The organism is Syntrophaceae bacterium, assembly GCA_013177795.1.
In the GTDB taxonomy this organism is placed as follows: Bacteria; Desulfobacterota; Syntrophia; order Syntrophales; family UBA2192; genus UBA2192.
The window spans coordinates 329,247-353,209 of the sequence record JABLXY010000004.1 but is presented as its reverse complement, the minus strand read 5'-3'; the positions used below and the strand labels follow the sequence as shown (position 1 = coordinate 353,209).

The window sequence follows — 23,963 nt, the reverse complement described above, 5'->3', positions numbered from 1 at the left end:
CGTTTGCGCTTCGCACCATGCCTTCAGCGCTCTCCGTGTATGATCAGCCATCGGTACTCCCTCACGTGATCGAGAAACTCATAGGTGAACGCCTGCTCGTCCGTCGAGCACGCCCGGGCGTTGAAGATGAAGCGCGCCTTCTCCACGCTCGGAAAGCCGATCAGCTCCAGGAGGCTCCCCGTCTCGACCCTGCGGCCGAGCGAGCGGGCAACCTGCTCGAGGTGCGAAAACCGGATGGTGTACTCCGAGTGGGCCGAAAGCCGGATTTCCCGCGGCCAGCCGCCCGCATCGAGGCCCCGGACGAGAAAGGGCATCCCCGGGGGAATGAGGGGGTCACTGGCGTGCTCCGACACAAACGCCGCGCAGCCTTTTCGACAGAGCGCCTCGACGAGCCTGATCGCCCCGATGTTGAAGTGAAACGGTCCCTCCCCGGGGACGGAGAGCCCGTAGCGGTCGACCAGGGCCGCCGCATCGTCGGGAAGTCTCTTCGGGTCGAGACCCGTCCACACCGGAAGATCCCCGATCATCTCGTTGACGAGAAACAGGTCCACCCCCGAGAGGGCGGGCAGCACTTCGAGGGCATCGCCCAGGATGAAGCACACCCGGTCCTTCCAGGGTTCCAGGGCGCGGCGCTGGATGCCGATCAGGGAGCGGGAGAGATCCACCATCACGACCCGCCGCACGCGCTCCCCGTGGGATTCCAGCATCCCCCGCATGAGGCTGCCGTAGCCGCCCCCGATCTCGCAGAGCCCCGCCCCCTCGCGCAGGAGCCCCCTCTCCGCGAGACGATCGCCCAGAACCGCCCCGTAGGTCCTCTTCATGCCCAGGGCCCTGAGGGTCGGCGAGCATTCGTGACCGAGCGATTCACACACGGTGAACTCCGTCAGGAGATCGATGGGGTGGTTCAGGTGGTAGCGGCGTGTATCGTGAAGGGCGGGCACGTTTGGTTCACCCTTTTTCCTTTCGTCACGACAGGCGCGGGTGTATAGAACGAGCAGGCAACCCAGCACCACGCCATACCAACAACCGCGTTGCCCCGTCAAGCCCGGAGGCCGCAATTGTCGGACAAAGCGTCCATAGCCTGCCTTCGCTGCGGCACCTGCTGCATGGCCGACATGATCGCCGACGCCGACGCCGATGACCTGGCGCGATGGAAACGGGAGGGCCGTGACGACATCCTGCGGGCCTGCCGCGACGCTCTCTGGGTGGGAGACCATGTCCTGTCCGTCACGACGGGGATGACCATCCACGACTGCCCCTTCCTGGACTTCCGGGAGGGGAAGTTCGCCTGCACCATCTACGAGACACGGCCCCGGGTCTGCCGAGAGTTCGAGCCCGGCTCGTCGGCCATATGCCCGCAGTTCGGGAAACGGTCTCCCGATTGACAGGCCCCGGGTTCTCTGCTATTTCCCGCATGCTTCGATCCCTTCAACCGCGCAGGTCGACCGGGCGAGCGAAGGAGTCGCACGGGATCCCCCGAAGGCGGCCCTGGCGCTCAATCCGGATATCCGCAGGGATCACCCGGGCGGTTTGAGAACCGTGGTTCGAGACCCGGGGGGCGCAAACAGCGAAGAGCAGACGCTCAACGACGACCGAAACCTACAGGGACTGGGATGGAAAAAAAGAAGACGCAGACCCCAAAGCCTCCGGCGAAAAAACAGGCAGCGAAACGTGCGCAGGCACCGGAGAAAAAGCCGGAGAAGAAGGCCGCCCCGAACCCTCGCATCGCGGCTCTCGAGGACATCAAACTCCGGGGGCTTTACCTCCACGGGTATGCCATCACGATGGACTCGGCACCCGTCGTGTTCGACACGGAGGAGTTCCGCAGCCTCGTCGACCAGTTCTACGAGGAGAACAAGGACCTCGTCACCCCTGTCGTCCACCGCGCCTGCCGGGAGAACTACGAGTTCTTCATGACGATAGTGGAGAAAACGTTGAACCAATTAAACGACCAGGAAGAATAACTTCTTGTATTTGTTGAGTTATCTTCGCCTTGACATTTTCCCTCTCCCTGGGGATCATAATTCATCAACCGTCAGGGAGGATGGAGTGAGCGCTGGTGAGCAACCGGCAGGTTACGGGGTGTAAGCCCGGGCCGCCTGTCTTTCCCTTCCATCACCGGGATACGTCCCGATCGTAACCTTCTCGAGCAAATTCCTGCAGCCTGAAACCGGGGGCAGACGTGCGTCCGCCCGGAAGGGGCTGCACATTGCCGATCCTCCAGGCGCCGTATCCGGCGAAAACACGATCCCGAGCCGTTCCACCGGGGAGGTGTCTGCCATGATCACAAAACTCGTCCTGATTTTCTTTGCAGGCTTTGTCATCGACCTGCTGATCACCAAGTACACGAGCGACGTGGCCCAGAGACGCGTCTGGCGCGCGACGGTGCTCAGCGGGCTGATCACGGTCGCCAACTTCCTCCTTCTTTCCGTGATGCTGAAGGACAGCGCCATGGACGGCGTCTACAGCATCATGGCCTTCGCAGCAGGAAACAGCCTGGGGACCTTCCTCGCCATGAGGAGAGCCTGAGCAAAAATCCCTTTGCATCGCCATGGGCTGTGGTAAGATGCCCCCGTCGGGATCCCAGGCAGCGCCCCGCCGCGAATCATGCCCGACAGGGGGTACATCATGAGAAAGACCTTTGCCCTTTTTGCCGTTGCCCTGACGGCGCTCGCCTGCAGCACGGCCGCAGCCCAGTTTCCCGAAGATCCCGGATGCCGCCCGGCCGCCGTCACCGTGACGGGCTCGGGAGAGACCCACGCCAAGCCGGACTTCGCCCGGGTTCACGTGGGGGTCGTCACAGAGGGGGCGACGGCGGCCGAGGCGCTGAGGAAGAACAACGAGGCCATGAGCCAGCTCATCGTCCTGATCCGCAAGCGGGGCATCGAGGACAGGGACGTGCAGACGTCTCAGTTCAACGTCGCGCCGCGCTACCGATACGACAAGGATCAGCGGGAATCCCCGAAGATTGCGGGCTACCAGGTCACAAACGAGCTGTCGGTGAAGGTCCGGGACATGACCCGGCTCGGGGGGTTTCTTGACGAGACGGTTGCCCTGGGTGCAAACCAGGTCCGGGGGGTGAGTTTCGGTGTTGCCGAACCCGCTCCGCTCATGGACGAGGCGCGCAGGAAGGCCATGGCCGACGCGCTGAGGCGCGCCCGGGTCTATGCGGAGGCGGCGGGGGTGAGAATCGGAAAGCCCGTGAAGATCTCCGAGCAGGAAGGCGCTCGCCCCGGCCCCTACCCGGTTGCCCGCATGGAGGCCGCAGCGGCCTCCGGCGTGCCCGTCGCGCCGGGCGAACAGACCTTCACCGTCAGCGTCACCGTGAGCTACCCCATCGTCGATGCAAAGTGAGGCAGCCATGCCGCAGAAGATCAGGATCATCGTCGGGCCCGTCGTTGTCCCGGCGGAGCTTGCCGACACGGAATGCGCCAGGGCCATCGCCTCAACGCTCCCCATCGAGGCGGTCCCGAACGAGTGGGGCGACGAGTTCTACCTCACGATCCCCGTGAAGCTTCCCCTTGACGCAACGGCCACGGGGAAGGTAAGAGTCGGTGACATCGGCTACTGGCCGCCGGGACACGCCCTGGCCATCTTCTTCGGGCGCACGCCCATGAGCACGGGGGCGGACCCGGTCCCGGCAAGCGAGGTGAACCTCGTCGGCCGGATCACCTCTGATGCCCCATTGCTGAAAAAAGCCAAGGGGGCCTCGAGCATCCGAATCGAAAAGGAGTGAAGCGTGAAAACCATCATGTTCCCCGTTCTGACCCTTCTTTGCCTGACCTTCATCGGGTGCGCCGCCTCGCAGCGGCCCGTTCTTTACCCGAACAATCACCTGAGGGTGGTGGGCAATGCGCAGGCCGAGCGGGATATCGACGACTGCATGCAGATGGCCGAGGCCCACGTGAGGAGAAACCAGGATTCCAAAGTGGCCGAGGGGGCCGTCAGGGGCGGCGCCATCGGGGCGGCGACGGGGGCGGCCGTGGGTGCCGTGACGGGCAACTTCGGCAGGGGCCTCGCGGCAGGGGCCGCTGGAGGCGCTGCCGGGGGCGCCACGCACGGGCTGTTCAAGGCGGCCGAGCCGAGCCCGGTTTTCAAGAACTTCGTGAACCGCTGCCTCAGGGAAAAGGGCTACGAGCCCATCGGGTGGCAGTAGCCGGCACAACACGGCGGATGCCGAGCTTCGGGAATCAGGAATGTAGGCAAGAAGATCGAAATCCCCCTTTCCTCCCCCTTTGCACAAGGAGGAAAGTGAGGGGTTTTCTTTTCTCTGGGCCTTGAGGCTTGCGGCGGGTCCTTACAGGTACGGGAAGATCCCCTCGATCACTTTCTCAAAGTTCCTCTTCACGTTCGCCTTCCCCGTCACCATGCCCATGTGGCCGGGCAGCAGGTATTCGACGTCCAGCTTCGAGAGGCTCCTGATGCTCTCCTTGAGGAGCTTGCTGTCGCCGCCGGGAAAATCAGACCGGCCCACATTCATTTGAAAGATCACGTCCCCGGGGAAAAGGGCCTTCGTCGCAGGCCAGTACAGGGCGATGGAGCCCGGCGAGTGCCCGGGCACGATGGAGACCTGGAAGGGTTCCCCGTTGAGGTTCACCTCGCCCGCCTTCAGGGGCAGGTTCACATTTACGACGGGGGCCTTCAGACCGAAGAGCTTATAGAGATAGGCCCCCGGGCCCTTCATGAACTCCATCTCGATCTCCGACAGGGCGATCTTGACCGCGGAGCTGTCGAAGAGCGCCGAGGCCTCGTAGTGGTCAGGGTGCGAGTGGGTGTTGATGACGTATCGAATGTCTTCCTTCCTGATGCCGTCCTTGGCCATCCGCGTCAGCAGGTCCGGCAGGTGCTTGCCCAGCCCCGGGTCGACGAGCGCCCCGACGGCGCCCCCGATGAAGAAGCTGTTGCAGTTGTTCTCGAAGTAGTTCGTCCACTCGTAGACGTAGAGGTTCTCGGCAAGCTTCATGGCATCTCCTTCTCCCGGCGGCATCACGGGGTCGACCTGTCTATAGCCGATAGGGGCCGCGAAAACAAGGCCATTCTCCACATTCCCGTTGCGTCAGGGTCCGTTCTGTGATTAGCAGGACGAAGACCATCCCCCTGCATCCCCCGTTGCCGAAGGGGGACGTCGTGCAGCGAGGACATCGCCGATGGAGCGACAGACGAAGGCCTATCTCTACGCCGCGGCGACGGTGCTGCTCTGGTCGACCGTGGCCTCGGCCTTCAAGCTGACGCTCGGGCACCTGGGCTTTCTCGAGATGCTCCTGGGGGCGTCCGTCGTGTCGCTTGCAGCCCTCTTTGTCATCGTCGTCGTCCAGGGCAAGCTGGCCGTCATCGTGAACTCCCCGGCGCAGGACGTGGCCCGATCGGCGGCCCTGGGGTTTCTCAACCCCTTCCTCTACTACGTGATCCTCTTCAAGGCCTACTCGCTGCTGCCCGCCCAGGAGGCTCAGCCCCTGAACTGGACCTGGCCCATCATGCTGGTGCTGCTCTCCATGGCGATCCTGAAGCAGCCCATCCGGTGGGCAAGCGTACTTGCCATCGTCGTCAGCTTCTCGGGCGTCTTCGTCATCTCCACCCGCGGCGACGTGTTGTCCTTCCGGTTCACGAACCTCCCGGGTGCGCTCCTCGCGCTCGGCAGCTCGGTCATCTGGGCGCTGTTCTGGATCTACAACGTGAAGGACAGGCGCGACGAGGTCGTCAAGCTCTTCCTCAACTTCGTCTTCGGTTCGGTCTTCACCCTCGTTGCGGTGCTTCTCTTCGGGGATCTCCGGATCCCGCCGCCGGCGGGCCTCCTGGGGGTTCTCTGGATCGGCCTGTTCGAAATGGGGATCACCTTCGTCAGCTGGCTCAAGGCCCTGCAGCTATCGCGCACGACGGTGCAGGTGAGCAACCTCGTCTACGCCGCGCCCTTCCTGTCCCTCTTCCTCATCCATTTCATCGTCGGCGAGGAGATCCTGCCCTCCACGGTGGTCGGGCTCGTCCTCATCGTCGCAGGGGTCATCGTGCAGCAGTACGCAAGCCGCGGGGTGCGTGAGCCCGATGAGGGGCGCCTCCGAGGAAATCCGGCAGACCCTGCTCGCTGAGGGCGCCGCCCACGGGGGGGTCCTGTACGACGGTCCTCGCGGCCGAAGAGCGCGGGGACTTACCCGCACGATCTCCGTCGCCGAAAGCAGGGACCCTGTTGAATGGGATATCCGATCGTGTAAAACGGAAGGCAAAGCAGCAGGCCTTCATCCCTTGATGCAGCCGATCGCCCTGAGCCGGGCAACCTTCCTCGAAAGCCCGGCGCCGTGGACGACGTTGATGACCTCGTCGATGTCCTTGTAGGCCTCGGGGATCTCCTCGGCCAGGGTGCCCTTGGCGGCGGCCATGACGAGGACGCCGCGGTCCTCCATCTCCCGGCGGATCGCCCGGCCCTTGCTTGCCTTGATGGCCGCCGCGCGGCTCAGCACGCGTCCCGCCCCGTGGCAGGTGCTGCCGAAGGTTTCCCCCATGGCCCTCTCGGTGCCCACGAGCACGTAGGAGCCCGTGCCCATGTCGCCGGGGATCAGAACGGGCTGGCCCGTTTTTTGGAATTTCGACGCGAGAGCCGGGTGCCCCGGCGGGAAGGCGCGTGTCGCCCCCTTGCGGTGGACACACAGCCTGACCTTCTTCCCGTCGACGACGTGCTCCTCGATCTTGGCGATGTTGTGGCAGACATCGTAGACGAGCCGCATGCCGAGGTCGCGCGGGCTCATCCCCAGGGCGCGCTCGAGGGCCTCGCCCGTCCAGTGCATGAGCATCTGCCGGTTGGCCCAGGCGTAATTGGCCGCGCATGCCATGGCCGAAAGGTATTGCCGGCCCTCCGGGGACTGGATGTAGGCGCAGGCCAGCTGCCGGTCGGGCAGGCTGATGCCGATCTTGTCGACATGCTTCACCAGCCTCGCCAGGTAGTCGTCGCACACCTGGTGCCCGAGGCCGCGGGAGCCGCTGTGGATCATCACGGCCACCCGGCCCTCTTCGATCCCGAGGGCGGCGGCCACATCCCTGTCGAAGATCTCTTCGACGATCTCCACCTCGAGAAAATGGTTCCCCGAACCCAGGGTCCCCACCTGGTCCTTGCCCCGCTCGAGGGCCCGGTCGCTTACGCACTCGGGATCGGCGCCGGCCAGGCAGCCCCCGTCCTCGATGGATTCCAGGTCGCCGGGGGATCCGTAGCCGTTTTTCACGGCCCAGCGGGCCCCCTCGACGAGGACGTTCTTTTCCTCGCTGCGGGGCAGCTTCAGGGCCCCCTTCGAGCCCACGCCGGAGGGGACGTGATGGAAGAGGGCCGTGACGATCTTTGCGATCTGCGGGCGGATCTCCTCGGCGCGAAGGTTTGTCATCATCAGCCGGCAGCCGCAGTTGATGTCGTACCCCACGCCCCCGGGAGAGATGACGCCGCCCTCGAGATCGAACGCGGCCACCCCCCCGATGGGGAAGCCGTAGCCCCAGTGCATGTCCGGCATGGCAAGCGAGTGCTTCACGATCCCCGGCAGCTGGGCCACGTTGGCCACCTGCTTCGGGCTTTCGTCCTGCCCCATGGCCTTCATGAGCCTGTCGCTGGCGTAGATGATCCCCGGGACGCGCATGGCGCCCTCCTGCGGAACTTCCCACCGGAATTCGTCGAGACGGCGCAGCTTCACATCAGACATCGAAGATCACCCTTGCCTCCCAGCCCCCTGTCGTCTGCCGAACCTGGGCCTGGTGATAGGTTACCGCCTTGATTTCCTTTCGGATTTCATGCTTGCGCCCGTCGAGGGGCTCCCCGCGGGCCTCGGCCTCGAGCACATGGTCATCCACCCGGTTCACGCGGATCTCCTTCAGGAGCCAGCGTTCGCCGTTGTAGAGGTAAAGGATTTCACGGAGATAGTTGATCAGCAGGTCCTCGGGGCCGTCCCCCTCGACAAGAATGCGCCGGGTCTCGCGTGCTTCGACGAGCCCGAGGTCCGTGATGATGTCAAACACGGCAAACGCGGCGTTTGCGTAGAGATCCTCCCTGCTTTTCCCCGCCACGATGAGGCCGAGATCGGCCGTGTGATCAAAGGTTTTGTACATATGTCATCTTAGTGCGCAAGACAGGGATCTGTCAACGACGGGGGCGCCGGTTTCCGTCCTTTGTGTAGCCTTGTCCGGCTTCGTCATTTTTGTCGATAATGGGTTATTTCCTTAAAATCAGCGGGCGAGAAGGGCGATCTTTCTCTCACGGCCCCTTTTGGATTCGACATTTATTGCCGGCAAGGCGGGCGTCGATAAATTAAAAGTCGCACAATTTCATGATGTTGTACACATTTCGGATGATGGCACAGTAGGTGCAAATTACAAGAGCAACTCGCTTGACAGCGCGAGTGAAATAGGAAACCGAAAAAGGCGAAAAAAGGAAACAAGAAATCAACGATCTCCTCCAGGGAGGCGACCCGCAACGGGTCGTCTCCCTCCCCCCCTGCTAAAAAACCCCGTTGAGAAACGGGGTTTTTTCGCTGGACAGAGACGCTCAGAGGGTCTTGGCCTTCATGCGGTCCAGGATAGTCCGAATGACGGCCTCCTTGTGCTTCAGGCTGCGGCGGAACTCCCGGTCGTCGGTGTTTGCGATCTCGACGCGAAGGTCGTGATAGTATCTCTCGATGAAGGACAGAAGCTCCTTTTCCTCATCAGTCGTCAGTTCCAGATTTCCCATAGTCCGTACCTCCTTTCAAGGCGGGCGTCTGCGTCTCTACGCCCCCTGTTTCTTCACCAGCTCCTTGGTCGCCCCGAGGGGCCACACGGGGAAGATCTCGAACATCAGCAGATTGATCCAGGCTGCACGGCAGGCGATGAGCCCGGCGGCGTCGCAGTCGACCACGTAGATGGTCCGGCATCCCTGGAGATCATAGAACTCCGAGATCACCCGCACCTCCTTCGGCCACTCCCAGTTTGCCCGTTTGGTCCTGACCTCCCGTTCGTCTTGCGGATCCCAGGTGCAAATCATCATGAACAGCATATGACCACCTCCCGTTGTGGACTTTTCCCCGTTGCGGGCTCGCGGCGGTGACGGCTGTCTGGATTCTGTTGCCCGGTGGCGGGGATCGGTTTGCTGGAGCGTTGACCTGATGCGACGCGGACGAGCAAATGGAGAATGCCGGGAATGGAGCGCCCGATGGAGAACGCGAGTCGGAAGCGGAGAATGCGGTAGTCGTAAAACCGGTATGCTTAATTTTAAACGCGGCGCATCGGGCAAGTCAACGAAAAACAGCCGGAAGGGCCTTTGGCCCTTCCGGCTGCAGGGGGGTGATCGATGCAGGGAATCTTCCCCCTCATTCCCTGAAGATTTCCTTGAGCCGGTTCTGGTTGAACCCGACGATCACCTCGTCGCCGACGACGATCACGGGCACCCCGGTCTGGCCGGAGATTTTCACCATCTCGTCAAGTCCCTGGCGATCGGTGGTGACGTCGATTTCTCGATAGCGGATTCTCTTGTCCCGGAACCACGCCTTCGCCCTGTGGCACCACGGGCAGGTGGGCGTCGTGTAGATGGTGACCTCGCCGGGACGCACCCGGAATTCTCTTTTTTCCGTGGAAGGCCCGGCCGCCGGCTCTTTCGCAGGATCCTCCCCGACGACGGCCTGGGCAACGTTCACCTTTCCCTCGGGCGGGTTCTCGGAGACATGAACCACCCCCTTGTCGTCAACCCAGCGGTAAAGTGTCGCGGCGCCGGACAGGCCGGCGGCCAGCGCCACGAACAATAATATGGCTGCGCATAAAGGCATCAAGTGACGGAGGGGTTGTCTCATGCAGATGTCTCCTTCTTTCTTCTTCGGGCCGTGTCCGCCGGACGCACCGGGAGGGGCCTTCCCGTGTAATCGGCCCGAACCATCCTTAACCTTAATCCGTCGCCTGTTCAAGCTGAATTTCCAGGGGATCCGGGCTTCGCAGTGAACGTTTGACAAATGGGGCGAGTCAGACTATACGTAGACCCCTGCACGGACGCCAGCCCCTGCGGCAAGGCGGGGGGGGGCGGAAAATAACGACTGGACGGAAACAAGACCATGGAAGAGGAAAAGAGTTTCGCTGAACTCCTGGAGGCCTCCGAGCGCAAGCCGCTCCGGCTCAAACAGGGGCAGAGCGTGGAAGCGGTGATCGCCAAGATCACGTCGGACTGGGTTTTCATCGACCTCGGCGGCAAGACCGAGGGGATCGTCGAGCGCAACGAATTTCTCGACAGGGAAGGGCAGCTGACGGTCAAGGAAGGCGATACCGTCAAGGTCTACTACCTCACGTCGAGGCAGGGCGAGAGGGTCTTCACGACGAGGGTTTCGGGGGATGCCGCCCGTCAGTTCCTCGAAGAGGCCTGGCGGAATGCAATCCCCGTCGAGGGCATCGTGGAGAAGGAGGTCAAGGGCGGGCTCGAGGTCCGCATCGCGGGAACCTACCGGGCGTTCTGCCCCTTTTCACAGGCGGGCATCCCCCGCGGGGAGACGGCGGCGGCCCTCATCGGGCAGCGCCTGCCGTTCATCATCATCGAGTACGGCGAAAGGGGGCGGCGGCTCATCCTCTCGAGGCGCAGGATCCTCGAAGAGGAAGAGCGCAAGAGAAAGGACGCCGTCAGGGGAACGCTCCGCGAGGGGATGATGGTCACGGGCACCGTGAAGTCCCTGAGGGACTTCGGCGCCTTTGTCGACATCGGCGGCATCGAGGCCCTGTTGCCCATATCCGAGGTCGGCTGGGGCCGCGTGGAAGATATCCGTGACCGCTTCACCGTCGGCCAGTCCATCGAGGCGGTCATCCTCAACATCGACTGGGCGAAAGACCGCATCACCCTGAGCGTCAAGGGAACCCTGCCGGACCCGTGGGAAAACGTGGAGACCCGCTATCCGCAAGGCTCCCGCCACCAGGGGACCGTTGCGAGGCTCGCGGACTTCGGGGCCTTCATCACCCTCGAGCCCGGTGTGGACGGGCTGATCCCCATCTCCCGCCTGTCGCGGGGCAAGAAGATCCGCCATCCGCGGGAGGTCCTCGTCCAGGGGGACACGATCGAGGTCGTGGTGGAATCCTCCGACCGGGCAAAACGGCGGCTGTCGCTTGCGCCGGTGTTGCCCGAGGAGGAGCAGGAAGACTCCTACCGCCCCTTCCTGCAGCAAAAGGGAACCAAGGGGTTCGGCTCCCTTGGCGACATGATGAACCGAAAGGACTCGAAGGGGAAGAAGAACGGCACGGAAAGCTGATCCCCGGCCGAAGGGGGGCCTTGACCATGAGTCTCGATGCGATTCTCGGTTTCGCCGGACCGGCACTCGTCGTGGCGATCCCCTTCCTGCTGGTCTACGCCCTGGTCATCCGGGAAATTCGAAAGCGCCGTGAGCGGCAGGCTGCCCTGGCTGCGATCGCGACGGAGCTGGAGTCCCTCCGGCAGAGGATCGCCGTCTTCCCGTCGGCGACGGCTCCCGGTCGTAAAATCGCCGAGGATCTCGGCCCGGTCAGTGCCGAGGGCTCGGCGGGAGCAGGCTTTCTCGGGGTCGCCGAAAAGAGGGCCCTCATTCTCCTTCTCAAGCGCGCCCTTGCCCTGGGGGCCGACGCCGTCGTGGAGGTCCGTCACGAGCGCGCGACGGATGCGGCGGGAAATCTCCGCTGGCAAGCCGGCACCGTCAGGCTTGCCGGCCGGGCCGTGAAGTTGTCCGAAGAGGGGCAGCCCAATCCATCCTTGTGAAAACAGTCGGTTTCTGGTACATTTCGTGCAGTATCTCTCACCATGAATGACAGGCTCGCTCCTCGAGCGCAATACCGGGCATTCTCTGCACCTCTCGTTGCGAACTCCGATCGGTAACCCTGCGACACACTTCGTTCGAGGGAAAACGAGTCCGTGAGCGGATGAGGTCATACTATTCTCGTAGGACGAAATCATACTGGCGCCGTATTGAAAAACCGAGAGGGTCTGTTATCGTCAACTGCACTCGAACAGGGGGGACCGGCGGCCAGGCCGTCCCCGGGGCCATCCTACGGAAGCCGTTGCCGCTCTCTGTGCTCTTTCGTTCGGGCGGCAGGCCCGGGGGACCCGGTCAGCCGGACGCCATGCCCAAGAAGGTGAGAATGCCATGAAACACCCTCGCTTCAACGTCAGTCTCTACATCCTCGTGCCGATCATCTTCGGCGGGATCGCCCTGCTGTCGGTCATCACGACCCACCAGATCCTGCGGTACACGAACCTCATCCCCGACCCGGACCTCTACCTGAAGTGGTGGGGCGTGGGGATCGGGGCCTTTTCCTTCCTGTGCGCGCTGCTCATCACGTGGCTGCTCCTGAAGCCCATGAAGAACTTCATCGCCAGGATGAAAGCCATTCCCGCCGTGTCGAGACAGTCCTCCGCGAAAAAGCAGAAGGGCAAGGGTGACGACCTGAAGGAGTTCAACGCCGTCTTCGAGCAGGTGAGCGATCTGCTGAGCAAGGTGGAGGGCAAGGCGCTCTTTCCGGAATTCATCGGCCAGGGCAAACGAATCCGGATCCTCTTCAACCAGATCATGATGATCAGGCCCGAGGACCGCACCGTGCTCATCCTGGGCGAGCCGGGGACGGGCAAGTCGCTCCTGGCCAAGACGTTCCACAACTTCACGGCGAAAAACGAACCCTTCGTGATCGTCAACTGCGAGGGCGTCCCGGAGCAGGTCCTGGAGGCGGAGCTGTTCGGTTACGAAAAGGGGTCCTACACGGGGGCCACGACACGCAAGACGGGCAAATTCGAGGAAGCCGGCAACGGCACCCTCTTCCTGCACCAGGTCTCGGCGCTGCCCCTGAATCTCCAGGCGCGCCTGCTGCGGGTCCTCGAGACGGGCGAGTTCCAGCGCATCGGGGGCCGCGAGAAGATCCCGCTGACGGCACGGGTCATCGCAGCCACCGACAGGGACATCCGGGGGATGATCAAGGAGGGCACCTTCCGCGACGATCTCTACTACCGGCTCAACGTGGTCACCCTCTACGTGCCGCCGCTGCGGGAGCGCAGGGAGGACATCCCGCTTCTCGTGGATTACTTCATCCAGCTCATCAACCAGGAGTTCCGGAAGGGCCTTCACGGTGTCAGCCGCGAGGTGATGGACCGGTTCCTCGAGTACACCTGGCCCGGCAACGTCGCGGAACTGGAAAAGCTCCTCCTGCGGGCCGCATCGGTGGCCAAGGAACAGACCCTGACGGAGAGCGATTTTCCCGAGTTCATCACCGAGCTCGAGGCCTCGAAGACCGGCCCGACGGACCTGGCGGTCGTCGACGGGCAGTGGAAGAAGTTGGGCGAGCTGCTCCTGGAGGCGAGGCTGCTCGACGAGATGCAGCTCGAGGAGGCCCTTGCGGCCCAGCGCTACACGGGGCTTCGGCTCGGCAAGCTCCTCGTCCAGCAGGGGTTCCTCCGCGACTCGCAGATCGTCGACATCCTGAGCCGCCAGCTCCGGATCGAGCGATACGCACCCGACAAGTACCCCGTCGATCTGAGCCTCTCGAGGCTCATCCCGATGGACTTCGCGCGGAAGTATCAGGCCGCGCCGCTGAAGAAGACCGCGAACCGCCTCGTTGTGGCCATGCCGGACCCCACCAACCGCTATGCCCTCGACCTGCTCCGGATGCAGTCGGAGGAAGGGGTGGCGCCCGTGATCTGCACGGAGCGCGAGTTCGACAGGCTCATGGGGCTCATCTACGACATGCCTGCCGGCAGCTACTCCTCCGAGGCCCCCCGGCAGCCGGCAGCCGAACCGGCGCGCCCCCAGGCGCCGCCGGCGCCGGAAAACGGCGACCCGGCCGGCCGGTTCCTCGAGACGCTGCTCGCGCAGGCCGTGCGCGAGGGCGCCACGGACATCCACATCACCCCGCAGACGAAGAACGTCCGCGTCCGCTTCCGCGTCAACGGGACGACCCACGATCTGCCGGATCTGCCGAAATCGATGTCGATCCCCGTGATCAGCTGGGTCAAGGATCTCGCGAACATCGACGGCAGCGTGCGCGGGGTACCCCAGGAAGGGCGCTACATCGAACGGGTCGGGGACCGGGACATCAGCGTGGTCGTCTCCTCGATCCCGAGCATTCACGGAGAGAGTCTCATCCTGCACCTGACGGATCTCAGCACGAATTCCATCGGCCTGGAGCAGCTGGGCCTCGCACCGAAGGACCTCGACGGCCTGAATGAGATCCTGGAAAAGCGGCAGGGGCTGATTCTCGTGTCGGGCCCCGAGGGGAGCGGCAAGAGCACCACCCTGTACGCCATGCTCCGGCGGTTGGCGAAGGCCGAGGCCGAGATCGTCACGCTGGAAGATCCCGTCAAGTACCCGCTGGCCGGCGTGACGCAGATCGAATTCAACCGCTCCGCCGGCGTGACCCTGGCGGCGAGCCTGCGGCTCATCCTGAAACAGGAGCCCGACGTGGTCTACCTGGAGGAGATCCGGGACGGCGAGTCGGCAGTGCTGGCCGTCCAGGCGGCCATCTCGAACCACCGGTTCCTCAGCACCCTGCAGGCGCCGGATGCGGCGGGCGCCGTCGCCCGCCTCATCGAGTTGGGCGTGGAGCGGTTCCCCGCGGCGGCGGCCCTCTCGGCGTCAATCGCCCAGCGACTTGTGCGAACGATCTGCCCCGCCTGCCGGGAGCCCTACGAACCCTCCGAGCAGGTCCTGGCCTCCGTGGGTCTCGAGTCGCTGGCGGGCGGGCGTTTCTTCCGGGGGACTGGATGCCCGGCCTGCAGGAACTCGGGCTACAAGGGCCGAACGGCCCTCTTCGAGATCCTCTTCAACCACAACGGGCTGCAGGAGCTGATCCTCAAGGGCGCCGACGCGGCCGGGATCCGGGCCGCCGGGGAGCGGGACGGCAGCTTCCGGCCCCTGAAGCAGGATGCGATCAACAAGATGCTCCAGGGGGTCATCAGCCTCGAGGATGCCGTGGCGGCCATGAAGAGCTGAACGGCGAAGGCAGAGGGACAAAAAAAGGCAGCGCCCCGAGAGAGGCTCTGCCTTTTTTTCTGCCGGAGGCGGCCCTCAGGCCAGGGCGAGGACTTTGTCGATCTCGTTCATGACCTCGACGGGGGTGACGGGCTTGGCAAGGATCGGGTGGCCGTGAATCTGTCCCAAGCGCTCCTCCGCCTCGTCCTTCTTGATCGCCGCCGTGATAAAAATGAGAGGGATGTTCCGGGTCCCCTCGTCGTCGAGGAGGCATTCGGCGGCTTCCGTGCCGTCCATGTCGGGCATCATGAGGTCCAGCAGGATCACGTCGGGCCTTTCGATCTGGGCGTAACGGACCCCCATCCTTGCGTCGGTGAACGTCGTCACTTCGTATTTCCCCGTCTTTTCGAGGTATTCCTTCATCAGACGGCAGATTTCCTTGTTGTCGTCGATCATGAGCACTTTGGGCCTTTGGACCATGACTCCTCCCCTTGCGATCGGAGATCGTGCAGCCGTCGATTCTCTCAGGTTCATATCCCTACTGCCTCCCGCGATTGGAATGGCCCAGCCGGGGTCTCAAACTCAAGGAATCGGTGCCTCGTTGCCGGTCAAAGCGCACTGCGACCAATCGGGCTCGTTCCGGCTGTCGCCGCAGCGTCCACACCGTGCAGAATAGCAATAACCGTACCACACTCGGCAACGGGTTTCGCGGGATCTGCTAAAGTTTCGCCCCATGCCTGCCGATGGAGGAGACGAAGGAATTGACGCGCCTGAAAAGGGCAAACCGTCCGAAAGGATGGGACGCAAAGCCTATGGCCTACGTCCCGCGGGCTCGCGGGATAGGGCGGCAGGGCTGCCAGGCGAGCCAAGCGCCCTCCGGATCCGGGGCTCCCGGTCCCGGGGGGCTGCCTGAGGCACCCCGCCCTGCAAATCCCATCAGTTCGCGACTGCCCCGTTCCCGTCAAGATCACCCGCGCACGTGCTCGACACGGAGCCGCCGGGCAACTCTGGAGGGAAGCCATGAAAACCCGCTGTCTCGTCCTCGCCGTCACTCTGCTGTCACTTTTCGCCGCATTGTCCGCTCACGCGCAGAGCGCCCCGCTGTCTATCAGGCAGTTCGGCTCTGCCCAGATTGATTACATCAAGGGAGCCGGCGCAGACGGCCTCGGCAATGTCTTCGTGGCAGGCACAACCCACGGCGCAATCGGCACCGCTCCCGACGGAACCGCAAACACGAATAAGGGCGGTTCTGATGCCTTCCTGGCCAAGCTCAATGCGGACGGCGAGATCCTCTGGGTCGTCCAGTTCGGGTCAGCGGCGGATGATGTCGTCACGGCGATTGCCGTAAACAACCTCAGGGGCGTCACATCGGTGTACGTCGCAGGGTGGACGCGCGGAAGCATTCCCAACGCCGGCCGGCCGAGAACCGCCGGAGAATCCGACGCGGACGCATTCCTGGCAAAGATTCACGAGAGCGGTTCGGTCCAGTGGGTCCGGCAGGTCGGTTCTTCGGAAGATGACTTCGCCAACGGTGTGGCGGTCGATCGCAGCGGCCTCGTCTACATCGTGGGATCGACGGCAGGATCCCTCGACGGAACGTCGACCCCGGACAACGGTCGCGATGCCTTTATTGCGCGGTTTGACGGCACGGGTCTTCTTTGGCCGACCATTCCCCAATTCAGCATCGCGTCTCATCCGAACGGTACCTCCGCCTACGGGGTTGCCGTCGACGTCAGCACGTCGAACGATTATCTGTTCGTGACGGGTATCGCCCAAGGAGCGGACAGCGCGTCGATGTTTGTCGCCAAGTTCGACATATGGCTCGAGAGGTGGAGAACCGCCGTTCTCGCCGGGCCCAGGGCCGGCAGTGAAAGCGTTGTCGGCAGGGCGATCGCCGTGGACAGCCGGGGCAACGTCGCCGTTGCAGGCTCGACTCTGGGATCCTTCGACGGAAACGCCTGGTCGGGAGGAGAGGATATCGTCGTCATGAAGTTCACGTCGGGGCTGACGAAGCTTTGGTCCGTCCAGTACGGAACGGATTCGAATGATTGCGCCTACGGGGTCGCCTTCGACGCGGAAAACAGCATTTACGTCACCGGCATCACGGGCCACCCCTCCTCCGGTCATGGCCTCGAAGGGCAGCGGCCCCTCGGCAACTACGATATCTTCCTCACCCGCCTTGCATCGGAGGACGGCCGCAGGGTCTTCACCCGGCAGCTGGGTTCTCCGATGCAGGACTGGTCTTACGCGGCAGCCGTCGACGGCTCGGGTAACGTTTATCTGGCCGGCGCCACAGAGGGAACCCTGGCCGGGCAAGGCAACGGTTCGATCGATGCCGTCCTGATCAAGTACGGACCGGACGGGCCCGTTCCGCCGCCGGTGACGGAGTTCTCGATCGACGGCACGGTACGGGAGATTCCCTCGGGAGAGGGGCTGGAGGGCGTGAGCATCTCCATAACGGACGAAGGCGGGCAGGTCGTAGCGGACACCTCCACGGACCGGCAGGGCCGGTTCTCAGCGAAAGTCAAGAAGGCCGGCACCTATTTCATCAGGAAACTCAAGATCGGCTACACCGCCCGGGTCAACCCGGACGTCGTGCAGGTGAGCGAGGCGTCCCCCGCCATCGCGCCCGTGCTGGACATGGAGAGGATCGTCATCCCGTCGTCCATGACGTTCCGGAAAGGCTACAACACGGTGCGGTTCGAGAAGCTCCCCGCGTCGGACCGGTCCGTCCAGGGGGTCTTCGGGCCTTACGCCGGCAACCCATACGTGGGGCTCATCTTCAGCTTCCAGAGGCCGATGCAGTTCCTGATCCTTGCAAAACCGAGGTTCGCGGGGAACCTCAAGGCGCTGGAGTTCGACCGCAGCTACCTGATCTACACGGGCCGCGCCTTCACGATCGACACGACATCATGGGTCAGCCAGCCGCCCGCCGCGGCCCCGACGGCGCCGAGTCACGGCATGGGCAGATAGCGGGGACGGATACCGCCGGGTCTCCCCGCGGGAGCCTCGGATCGGCTGAAGCCTTCCCGCCGGGACGCAGCGGCACACGAACCCTCTTGAACCGGGCGGCGGTCAAATCCGCGGTCCTGCTTGAGGCACGGGCTTTTCGACGGCAAACCGGGCCCGCCGGGAAAGGAGATCATCGAGGAGGTGAGAGCGATCCGCTGTCGGACGATAAGGCCGGCAGGGAATCTGCCGCGGAATGGGAAAGCCCGTTCAATCGATCAGTTGTCGGGCGCACAGTCCGTGCAGTAGTAATGGGCGCTGACGAACTTGCGATGGTCCTTGCAGACCTTTTTCGCGCAGGAATAACAGGCTTTCAGATCGTCCTTGCTGCTGCACTTGGAACAGGTCTCCTTTTCCGACATGGCGGTCTCCTTTCCGGCCTGCCGTCCGTTCACCGGCCGGCAACCTGATTTCATCCGTTCGGATCCCTTCCCGGTCCCGCCCCTTTCCCTCCAGCGCCCTTTTGCACATCGTCTGTCTGCTCCCGGGGACCGTCGGCAGGACCCGGCGGGATGATCTCGACCGTCGGCTGCGGTGGCCCCGCCTTCGCAAACCGCTGGTACATAAACGTCCCCCGGACGGCGTTGACGAACAGCAGCAGCAGGATCCCCGCCGTCAGTATGCGCAGCAGGTCTCCGCCCTGCAGGGAGAAGAGGACCTCCGGCGCCATCATGAGGGCCCCGATGACCGCTGCGAAGCGGGACTGCTTCCTTTTCGCAAGGTAGCCGCAGATCGCGACGACGACAACGTCCAGCAGCTTCTGCGGCTGCGATGTCAGCACGGCCCCGAAGGAAAGAATCAGGTACAGGACGGCCGCCAGGAAGCCCTGCTCGGCGGCCTTTTTCGCCGACTCCAGGTCCTTGACGGCGGGCCAGAAAAACTCCTGCAGATATTTGAAATCCATCGTCGTTCACTCCTGGCGGAAAGCGCAGGCGCCCCGGTGCGCGGGATCAGGCCTCCCGTCCGTCGTCCTCCGCGTCGAACAGCGTTTCCCCCTCGGCGGAGTCATCCCCGCCGCGGGCGTCGCTCTCGCGCTCCACCCGGGCGATGCCGGAGAAGTTCTCGCCCTCCTCGAGGTCGATGAGCTTCACGCCCTGGGTCACGCGGTGCAGCACGGGGACCTCGTCGACGCGGATTCGGATGATGTTCCCCGAGTCGCTGATGAGCATCAGGTCCTCGTTGCCCGTCACCTGGCGGATGCCCGAGACGAGGCCGATCCGCGGGGTGGTCTTGAGATTCAGGATTCCCTTGCCGCCCCGGCTCTGGAGGCGGTACTCCTCGATCTCGGTGCGCTTGCCGAAGCCGCGCTCGGAGACGGTCATGATGGAATTGCCCTCGGTGAGGATTTCCATGCCCACCACGTAGTCGTCGTCGTCCATCCGGATCCCGATGACGCCCGTGGCCGTGCGGCCCATGGGGCGGACGTCGTCCTCCTTGAAGCGGATGGCCATGCCCTTGCGGGTCCCGAGGAAGATCTCCTGGGATCCGTTGGTCTGCTTGACGTCCATGAGTTCGTCGCCGGCCTCGACGTTGATCGCGATGATGCCCCCGGTGCGCGGGTTGGAGAAGGCCGCAAGCTCCGTCTTCTTGATGATGCCCTTCTTGGTGGCCATGACGACGAACCGGTTGTCCTCGAAGTCGCGCACGGGGAGAATGGCGGCCACCTTCTCGCCGGGGTTCATGTTGACGAGGTTCACGATCGCCTTCCCCTTGGCGGCGCGCCCCGCCTGGGGGATCTGGTAGACCTTGAGCCAGTAGACGCGTCCCTGGTTCGTGAAGATGAGGATGTAGTGATGCGTCGAGGCGATGAAGATGTGCTCCACGAAGTCCTCCTCCTTCGTGGTCATCCCGACCTTGCCCTTGCCGCCGCGGCGCTGGATCCGGTAGAGGCTGGCGGCGTTGCGCTTGATGTAGCCCTGGTGGGACACGGTGACGACCATGTCCTCCTCGACGATCAGGTCCTCGATGTCGATGTCCTCCGTCGACTCGACGATTTCCGTCCGGCGCTCGTCGCCGAAACGCTTCTTGGAGTCCAGGAGCTCCTCCACGATGATGTCGAGGACCTTCTGGGGATCCTCGAGGATCCCCTTGAGCTTCGCGATGAGCTGTGTGAGCTCGGCGTGCTCCGCGAGGATCTTGCCGCGCTCGAGCCCCGTGAGTCGCTGCAGGCGCATCTCCAGAATCGCCTTGGCCTGCACCTCGGAGAGGCCGAAGGTCGACATGAGGCCGGCCGCGGCCGCCTGCGGGTCCTCGGAGGCCTTGATGAGGGCCACGACGGCGTCGATGTGGTCCAGCGCCGTGATGAGCCCCTCGAGGATATGGGCCCGCTCGCTGGCCTTGTTGAGCTCGAAGATCGTCCTGCGCGTGACGACGGTCTTCCGGAAATCGACGAAGCGCTGGAGCATCTCCTTGAGGTTCATGACCCGCGGCTGCCCGGCGTCGATGGCCAGCATGCTGATCCCGAAGGTGCTCTCCATCTGGGTGTGCTTGAAGAGCTGGTTGAGGATGACGCCGGAGACCTCGTCGCGCTTGAGATCGATGACAATGCGGATGCCGTCGCGGTCCGACTCGTCGCGCAGGTCGGCGATGCCCTCGATCTTGCGCTCCTTGACGAGCTCGGAGATCTTCTCGATGAGGCTCGCCTTGTTGACCAGGTAGGGCAGCTGCGTGATGACGATGCTCTCGCGCTCGGTGCGGTGGGCCCGCTCGACCATGGCCCGCGCGCGGATGCGCACGGTGCCGCGACCCGTCCGGTAGGCCGAGAGGATCCCGTCGCGGCCGTTGATGAAGCCCGCCGTGGGGAAGTCGGGTCCCTGGATGTGCTGCATGAGCTCCTCGACGGAGATGTCGGGGTTGCGGATGAGGGCCACCGTGCCGTCGACGACCTCGCCCAGGTTGTGCGGCGGGATGTTCGTGGCGACCCCGACAGCGATCCCGGAGGTTCCGTTCAGGAGCAGCATCGGCAGCCGCGAGGGCAGCACCACGGGCTCTTCCAGGGAGCCGTCGTAGTTGGGCACGAAGTCGACGGTGTTCTTGTCGAGGTCCTCCAGGAGCTCCTCGGCGATCCGGGCCATCCGGATTTCCGTGTACCGCATCGCCGCCGGCGGGTCGCCGTCGACGGAGCCGAAGTTGCCCTGGCCGTCGATGAGCGGGTAGCGCATCGAGAAGTCCTGTGCCATGCGCACGATCGTGTCGTAGGCCGCGGAATCTCCGTGGGGGTGGTACTTGCCGATGATGTCGCCGACGATGCGGGCCGACTTCCGGTAGGGCCGGTTCCACCGGTTTCCCATCTCGTGCATCGCGAACAGCGCGCGCCGGTGGACGGGCTTGAGGCCGTCGCGCACGTCCGGGATGGCCCGCCCGATGATGACGCTCATGGCGTAGTCCATGTAGGACTTCTTCATCTCGTCTTCGATGTTCACCGGGATGTTCTTCTGATAGAGCTCCATGAAAAGCGACTCTCCTTCGGGAAACAAAATTCCCCCCTTCCCGGGGGGACGGAAAGTGTCGGCATTCTGGCTTCCGGTCCCTCGGCTTGCTCATCCCGGGGCCCGGCGCCTGAAGCCCGTTGCCTGCCGCGAGGCGGCGTCAGATGTCCAGGTTCGAGACGTACTGTGCGTTGCGGTAGATGAACTCCTTGCGCGGCTCCACCTGATCGCCCATCAGCGTCGTGAAGATCTCGTCTGCCGCCAGGGCGTCCTCCACCTTCACCTGCAGCAGGGTCCGCTTCTCGGGGTTCATGGTGGTCTCCCAGAGCTGCTCGGGGTTCATCTCGCCGAGACCCTTGTAGCGCTGAATGGTGAGGCCCTTCTTGCCTAGGTTCATGACGAACTCCGTGAGGGCCTGAAGGCTGTCGAACTTGCGGCTGTCCTTCTCCTCGCCGTCGTCCACGAAGACCGTGAAGGGCGGCTCCCCGAGGGCCTTGAGCTGCGTGAGCAGGTTTCTCGCCTCGATGAACTTCGGCGAGGCGAAGAGATCGCTGTCGATGACCGTGTTCGTCTCGAGGCCGTCGCGCCGGACCGTGAAGACCAGATTGTAGCCCCCGTGTTCGAGGTTGAAGTCCGTGCCGACCTGCACGACCTGCTCCCCGAGAATCCTGGCCACCCGCTTGCCGACGGCCGCGAGGGCTTGCTCGGAGGCGAAGTCGGCGGCCGTGAAGGAAGGGTCCGCCGCCAACACGTGGATGACGTCCCGGTTCTTTTCCTCCTTGTCGAATTTCTGGAGGATCGTGTCGAGCCGCATGGCGCGCTGGATCAGGGTGGCCAGCCGGTTGCCCGTGATGGCGTTGCCGTTGCCCGATCCCACGCGGATACGGCTCACGCCGTTCTCGAGGATGAATTTCCTCATCTCCTCGTCGGTGCTGATGTAGAGCTCGCGCTTCTTGTCGCCGATCTTGTACAGCGGCGGCTGGGCGATGTAGAGATAGCCGCGCTCCACGAGCTTCCGCATCTTGCGGAAGAAGAAGGTGAGCAGCAGGGTGCGGATGTGCGAGCCGTCGACGTCGGCGTCGGTCATGATGATGACCTTGTGGTAGCGCAGCCTCTCGATGTCGATGTCGTCCTCGTCGTCGCTGCCGCCGATCCCCACGCCGAGCGCCGTGACGATGGTCTTGATCTCCTCGTTCTGCAGGATCTTGTCGAAGCGGGCCTTCTCGACGTTGAGCACCTTGCCGCGCAGGGGCAGGATGGCCTGGTTGCGGCGGTCGCGGCCCTGCTTGGCGGAGCCTCCCGCGGAGTCTCCCTCGACGAGGTAGAGCTCGCTTGCGGCCGGGTCCTTCTCCTGGCAGTCGGCAAGCTTGCCGGGAAGGGTCGAGACCTCGAGGGCGCTCTTTCGCCGGGTGAGTTCCTTGGCGCGCCGGGCCGCCTCGCGGGCCCTCGAGGCTTCAAGGGCCTTGCCGATGATCGCCCTGGCCACGGGCGGGTGCTCCTCGAAGTAGGTGGTGAGCTTGTCGTAGACGATGCCCTCGACGAGGCCCTTCACCTCGCTGTTTCCGAGCTTGGTCTTCGTCTGCCCCTCGAACTGGGGTTCGCGGATCTTGACGCTGATGACGGCGGCGAGGCCTTCACGCACGTCCTCGCCCTTGATCGAGTCCTTCCCGTTTTTCAGGAAGCCGTTCTGCATGGCGTAGTTGTTGATCGCCCGCGTCAGGGCGGACCGGAACCCGCTCAGGTGGGTGCCGCCCTCGGTCGTGTTGATGCTGTTGGCGTAGGAAAAGACGTTCTCGCCGTAGGTGTCGTTGTACTGGATGGCGACCTCGGCGATGCAGTCCTCCTTTTCGCCCTCGATGTAGATGGGCTTCTTGTGCAGGACGCCCTTGTTCTTGTTGATGAACTCGACGAAGGAGACGATGCCGCCCTGGTAGTGGAACTCGGCCTTCTCATCGTTTCTCTCGTCGATGAGGATGATGCGGATTCCCTTGTTCAGGAAGGCGAGCTCCCGCATGCGGTTCGAGAGGATGTCGAAGCTGAACTCCGTCTCCTCGAAAACCTCCGGGTCGGGCGTGAAGGTGACCGTCGTGCCCCTGCCCTTCGTCTTGCCCACTTCCTTGAGCGGCGCCGTGGGGACACCGCGCTCGTAGGACTGGCGGTACACCTTGCCGTCGCGGCGCACCTCCAGCTCGAGGTGGCTCGACAGGGCGTTGACCACGGAGACGCCGACGCCGTGCAGGCCGCCCGAGATCTTGTAGGTCTCGCGGTCGAACTTGCCGCCGGCGTGCAGCTTCGTCATGACGACCTCTGCGGCCGAGACCCCCTCGGTCTTGTGCATGTCCACGGGGATGCCGCGGCCGTTGTCGTCGACCTGGATGCTGTTGTCGACGCGGATCTTCACGACGATCGTGTCACAGAAGCCCGCGACGGCCTCGTCGACGCTGTTGTCCACCACCTCGTAGACCAGGTGGTGCAGACCGTCGCGGCCGGTGCTGCCGATGTACATGGCGGGCCGCTTGCGGACCGCCTCGAGACCGTTCAATACCTTGATGCTGTCAGCGCTGTAGGTTTCAGACATGTTGGTTCTTCACAACTCCTGGCTTCTTGATTGGACTCCCCTGCCTGAGCGGCG

General features: G+C 63.8%; 23 protein-coding genes and 1 riboswitch. Of the genes, 11 read left to right on the top strand and 12 right to left on the bottom strand.

What is annotated here, in order from left to right:
* Positions 1-23: 23 nt before the first annotated feature.
* Positions 24-941: a hypothetical protein gene (locus tag HPY67_15770; GenBank protein NPV06172.1), complete on the bottom strand. Its 918-nt coding sequence runs from the start codon at positions 939-941 to the stop codon at positions 24-26.
* Between the two features lie 117 nt (positions 942-1,058).
* On the opposite strand from HPY67_15770, the gene HPY67_15765 reads away from it, so the two are divergent.
* From HPY67_15765 to HPY67_15740, 6 genes are all read left to right on the top strand, one after another.
* Complete coding sequence (locus HPY67_15765) at positions 1,059-1,385, top strand: YkgJ family cysteine cluster protein (GenBank protein ID NPV06171.1); 327 nt, start codon at positions 1,059-1,061, stop codon at positions 1,383-1,385.
* 228 nt (positions 1,386-1,613) lie between these two features.
* On the top strand, positions 1,614-1,964 hold the full coding sequence (locus tag HPY67_15760) for a hypothetical protein (protein ID NPV06170.1): 351 nt from the start codon (positions 1,614-1,616) through the stop codon (positions 1,962-1,964).
* A 316-nt stretch (positions 1,965-2,280) separates the two neighbouring features.
* A complete protein-coding gene (locus HPY67_15755) occupies positions 2,281-2,529 on the top strand; it encodes a hypothetical protein (protein ID NPV06169.1) in 249 nt (82 codons plus the stop codon).
* A gap of 99 nt (positions 2,530-2,628) precedes the next feature.
* Positions 2,629-3,354: an SIMPL domain-containing protein gene (locus HPY67_15750; protein ID NPV06168.1), complete on the top strand. Its 726-nt coding sequence runs from the start codon at positions 2,629-2,631 to the stop codon at positions 3,352-3,354.
* A gap of 7 nt (positions 3,355-3,361) precedes the next feature.
* A complete protein-coding gene (locus tag HPY67_15745; GenBank protein ID NPV06167.1) occupies positions 3,362-3,736 on the top strand; it encodes a hypothetical protein in 375 nt (124 codons plus the stop codon).
* 15 nt (positions 3,737-3,751) lie between these two features.
* Complete coding sequence (locus tag HPY67_15740) at positions 3,752-4,156, top strand: cell envelope biogenesis protein OmpA (protein ID NPV06166.1); 405 nt, start codon at positions 3,752-3,754, stop codon at positions 4,154-4,156.
* A gap of 141 nt (positions 4,157-4,297) precedes the next feature.
* Here the strand turns inward: HPY67_15740 and HPY67_15735 are convergent, their stop codons facing one another.
* A complete protein-coding gene (locus HPY67_15735; protein NPV06165.1) occupies positions 4,298-4,963 on the bottom strand; it encodes an MBL fold metallo-hydrolase in 666 nt (221 codons plus the stop codon).
* 184 nt (positions 4,964-5,147) lie between these two features.
* Between HPY67_15735 and HPY67_15730 the strand changes: the two genes are divergently transcribed.
* On the top strand, positions 5,148-6,083 hold the full coding sequence (locus HPY67_15730; protein ID NPV06164.1) for a DMT family transporter: 936 nt from the start codon (positions 5,148-5,150) through the stop codon (positions 6,081-6,083).
* 147 nt (positions 6,084-6,230) lie between these two features.
* Here HPY67_15730 and HPY67_15725 read toward each other — a convergent pair whose 3' ends face one another.
* The 5 genes from HPY67_15725 to HPY67_15705 form a co-directional block, all read right to left on the bottom strand.
* Positions 6,231-7,673 carry an RtcB family protein gene (locus HPY67_15725; protein NPV06163.1) on the bottom strand — a complete coding sequence of 481 codons (1,443 nt, stop codon included), beginning with the start codon at positions 7,671-7,673 and terminating at the stop codon, positions 6,231-6,233.
* Positions 7,666-8,076 carry an archease gene (locus HPY67_15720; GenBank protein ID NPV06162.1) on the bottom strand — a complete coding sequence of 137 codons (411 nt, stop codon included), beginning with the start codon at positions 8,074-8,076 and terminating at the stop codon, positions 7,666-7,668. Before HPY67_15720 ends, HPY67_15725 begins: the two co-directional genes overlap by 8 nt.
* Positions 8,077-8,512: 436 nt before the next feature.
* Positions 8,513-8,695, bottom strand: coding sequence for a hypothetical protein (locus HPY67_15715; GenBank protein NPV06161.1), 183 nt, complete (start codon positions 8,693-8,695; stop codon positions 8,513-8,515).
* Positions 8,696-8,731: 36 nt separating this feature from the next.
* Complete coding sequence (locus HPY67_15710; protein NPV06160.1) at positions 8,732-8,998, bottom strand: hypothetical protein; 267 nt, start codon at positions 8,996-8,998, stop codon at positions 8,732-8,734.
* A 313-nt stretch (positions 8,999-9,311) separates the two neighbouring features.
* A complete protein-coding gene (locus HPY67_15705; GenBank protein ID NPV06159.1) occupies positions 9,312-9,788 on the bottom strand; it encodes a glutaredoxin family protein in 477 nt (158 codons plus the stop codon).
* A 255-nt stretch (positions 9,789-10,043) separates the two neighbouring features.
* On the opposite strand from HPY67_15705, the gene rpsA reads away from it, so the two are divergent.
* From rpsA to tadA, 3 genes are all read left to right on the top strand, one after another.
* Positions 10,044-11,219 (top strand): 30S ribosomal protein S1, encoded by a 1,176-nt coding sequence (gene rpsA / locus HPY67_15700; GenBank protein ID NPV06158.1) that lies wholly within the window; start codon positions 10,044-10,046, stop codon positions 11,217-11,219.
* Between the two features lie 26 nt (positions 11,220-11,245).
* Positions 11,246-11,698, top strand: coding sequence for a hypothetical protein (locus tag HPY67_15695; protein ID NPV06157.1), 453 nt, complete (start codon positions 11,246-11,248; stop codon positions 11,696-11,698).
* Positions 11,699-12,083: 385 nt separating this feature from the next.
* Positions 12,084-14,915 carry a Flp pilus assembly complex ATPase component TadA gene (gene tadA, locus HPY67_15690; protein ID NPV06156.1) on the top strand — a complete coding sequence of 944 codons (2,832 nt, stop codon included), beginning with the start codon at positions 12,084-12,086 and terminating at the stop codon, positions 14,913-14,915.
* Between the two features lie 75 nt (positions 14,916-14,990).
* On the opposite strand, the gene HPY67_15685 is transcribed toward tadA, so the two are convergent.
* Positions 14,991-15,374: a response regulator gene (locus tag HPY67_15685; protein NPV06155.1), complete on the bottom strand. Its 384-nt coding sequence runs from the start codon at positions 15,372-15,374 to the stop codon at positions 14,991-14,993.
* Positions 15,375-15,662: 288 nt separating this feature from the next.
* A riboswitch (cyclic di-GMP riboswitch) is annotated at positions 15,663-15,755 on the top strand.
* 159 nt (positions 15,756-15,914) lie between these two features.
* Here HPY67_15685 and HPY67_15680 point away from each other — a divergent pair.
* Positions 15,915-17,867, top strand: a complete 1,953-nt coding sequence (locus HPY67_15680; protein NPV06154.1) for a hypothetical protein — start codon at positions 15,915-15,917, stop codon at positions 17,865-17,867.
* Positions 17,868-18,121: 254 nt separating this feature from the next.
* Here the strand turns inward: HPY67_15680 and HPY67_15675 are convergent, their stop codons facing one another.
* From HPY67_15675 to gyrB, 4 genes are all read right to left on the bottom strand, one after another.
* Positions 18,122-18,265 (bottom strand): hypothetical protein, encoded by a 144-nt coding sequence (locus HPY67_15675; protein ID NPV06153.1) that lies wholly within the window; start codon positions 18,263-18,265, stop codon positions 18,122-18,124.
* Between the two features lie 50 nt (positions 18,266-18,315).
* Complete coding sequence (locus HPY67_15670; protein ID NPV06152.1) at positions 18,316-18,807, bottom strand: hypothetical protein; 492 nt, start codon at positions 18,805-18,807, stop codon at positions 18,316-18,318.
* 46 nt (positions 18,808-18,853) lie between these two features.
* Complete coding sequence (gene gyrA / locus HPY67_15665; GenBank protein NPV06151.1) at positions 18,854-21,352, bottom strand: DNA gyrase subunit A; 2,499 nt, start codon at positions 21,350-21,352, stop codon at positions 18,854-18,856.
* Between the two features lie 139 nt (positions 21,353-21,491).
* On the bottom strand, positions 21,492-23,909 hold the full coding sequence (gene gyrB, locus HPY67_15660) for a DNA topoisomerase (ATP-hydrolyzing) subunit B (GenBank protein ID NPV06150.1): 2,418 nt from the start codon (positions 23,907-23,909) through the stop codon (positions 21,492-21,494).
* Positions 23,910-23,963: the final 54 nt, after the last annotated feature.

What these genes read in the sequence shown, in the direction of transcription:
- tadA (NPV06156.1), top strand. Translation starts at nt 12,084, where the DNA reads ATGAAACACCCTCGCTTCAACGTCAGTCTCTACATCCTCGTGCCGATC.
- HPY67_15685 (NPV06155.1), bottom strand. Translation starts at nt 15,374, where the DNA reads ATGGTCCAAAGGCCCAAAGTGCTCATGATCGACGACAACAAGGAAATC.
- gyrB (NPV06150.1), bottom strand. Translation starts at nt 23,909, where the DNA reads ATGTCTGAAACCTACAGCGCTGACAGCATCAAGGTATTGAACGGTCTC.
- HPY67_15675 (NPV06153.1), bottom strand. Translation starts at nt 18,265, where the DNA reads ATGTCGGAAAAGGAGACCTGTTCCAAGTGCAGCAGCAAGGACGATCTG.
- HPY67_15710 (NPV06160.1), bottom strand. Translation starts at nt 8,998, where the DNA reads ATGCTGTTCATGATGATTTGCACCTGGGATCCGCAAGACGAACGGGAG.
- HPY67_15725 (NPV06163.1), bottom strand. Translation starts at nt 7,673, where the DNA reads ATGTCTGATGTGAAGCTGCGCCGTCTCGACGAATTCCGGTGGGAAGTT.
- HPY67_15720 (NPV06162.1), bottom strand. Translation starts at nt 8,076, where the DNA reads ATGTACAAAACCTTTGATCACACGGCCGATCTCGGCCTCATCGTGGCG.
- HPY67_15755 (NPV06169.1), top strand. Translation starts at nt 2,281, where the DNA reads ATGATCACAAAACTCGTCCTGATTTTCTTTGCAGGCTTTGTCATCGAC.
- HPY67_15735 (NPV06165.1), bottom strand. Translation starts at nt 4,963, where the DNA reads ATGAAGCTTGCCGAGAACCTCTACGTCTACGAGTGGACGAACTACTTC.
- gyrA (NPV06151.1), bottom strand. Translation starts at nt 21,352, where the DNA reads ATGGAGCTCTATCAGAAGAACATCCCGGTGAACATCGAAGACGAGATG.
- HPY67_15670 (NPV06152.1), bottom strand. Translation starts at nt 18,807, where the DNA reads ATGGATTTCAAATATCTGCAGGAGTTTTTCTGGCCCGCCGTCAAGGAC.
- HPY67_15745 (NPV06167.1), top strand. Translation starts at nt 3,362, where the DNA reads ATGCCGCAGAAGATCAGGATCATCGTCGGGCCCGTCGTTGTCCCGGCG.
- HPY67_15730 (NPV06164.1), top strand. Translation starts at nt 5,148, where the DNA reads ATGGAGCGACAGACGAAGGCCTATCTCTACGCCGCGGCGACGGTGCTG.
- HPY67_15715 (NPV06161.1), bottom strand. Translation starts at nt 8,695, where the DNA reads ATGGGAAATCTGGAACTGACGACTGATGAGGAAAAGGAGCTTCTGTCC.
- HPY67_15695 (NPV06157.1), top strand. Translation starts at nt 11,246, where the DNA reads ATGAGTCTCGATGCGATTCTCGGTTTCGCCGGACCGGCACTCGTCGTG.
- HPY67_15705 (NPV06159.1), bottom strand. Translation starts at nt 9,788, where the DNA reads ATGAGACAACCCCTCCGTCACTTGATGCCTTTATGCGCAGCCATATTA.
- HPY67_15680 (NPV06154.1), top strand. Translation starts at nt 15,915, where the DNA reads ATGAAAACCCGCTGTCTCGTCCTCGCCGTCACTCTGCTGTCACTTTTC.
- rpsA (NPV06158.1), top strand. Translation starts at nt 10,044, where the DNA reads ATGGAAGAGGAAAAGAGTTTCGCTGAACTCCTGGAGGCCTCCGAGCGC.
- HPY67_15760 (NPV06170.1), top strand. Translation starts at nt 1,614, where the DNA reads ATGGAAAAAAAGAAGACGCAGACCCCAAAGCCTCCGGCGAAAAAACAG.
- HPY67_15740 (NPV06166.1), top strand. Translation starts at nt 3,752, where the DNA reads ATGTTCCCCGTTCTGACCCTTCTTTGCCTGACCTTCATCGGGTGCGCC.
- HPY67_15750 (NPV06168.1), top strand. Translation starts at nt 2,629, where the DNA reads ATGAGAAAGACCTTTGCCCTTTTTGCCGTTGCCCTGACGGCGCTCGCC.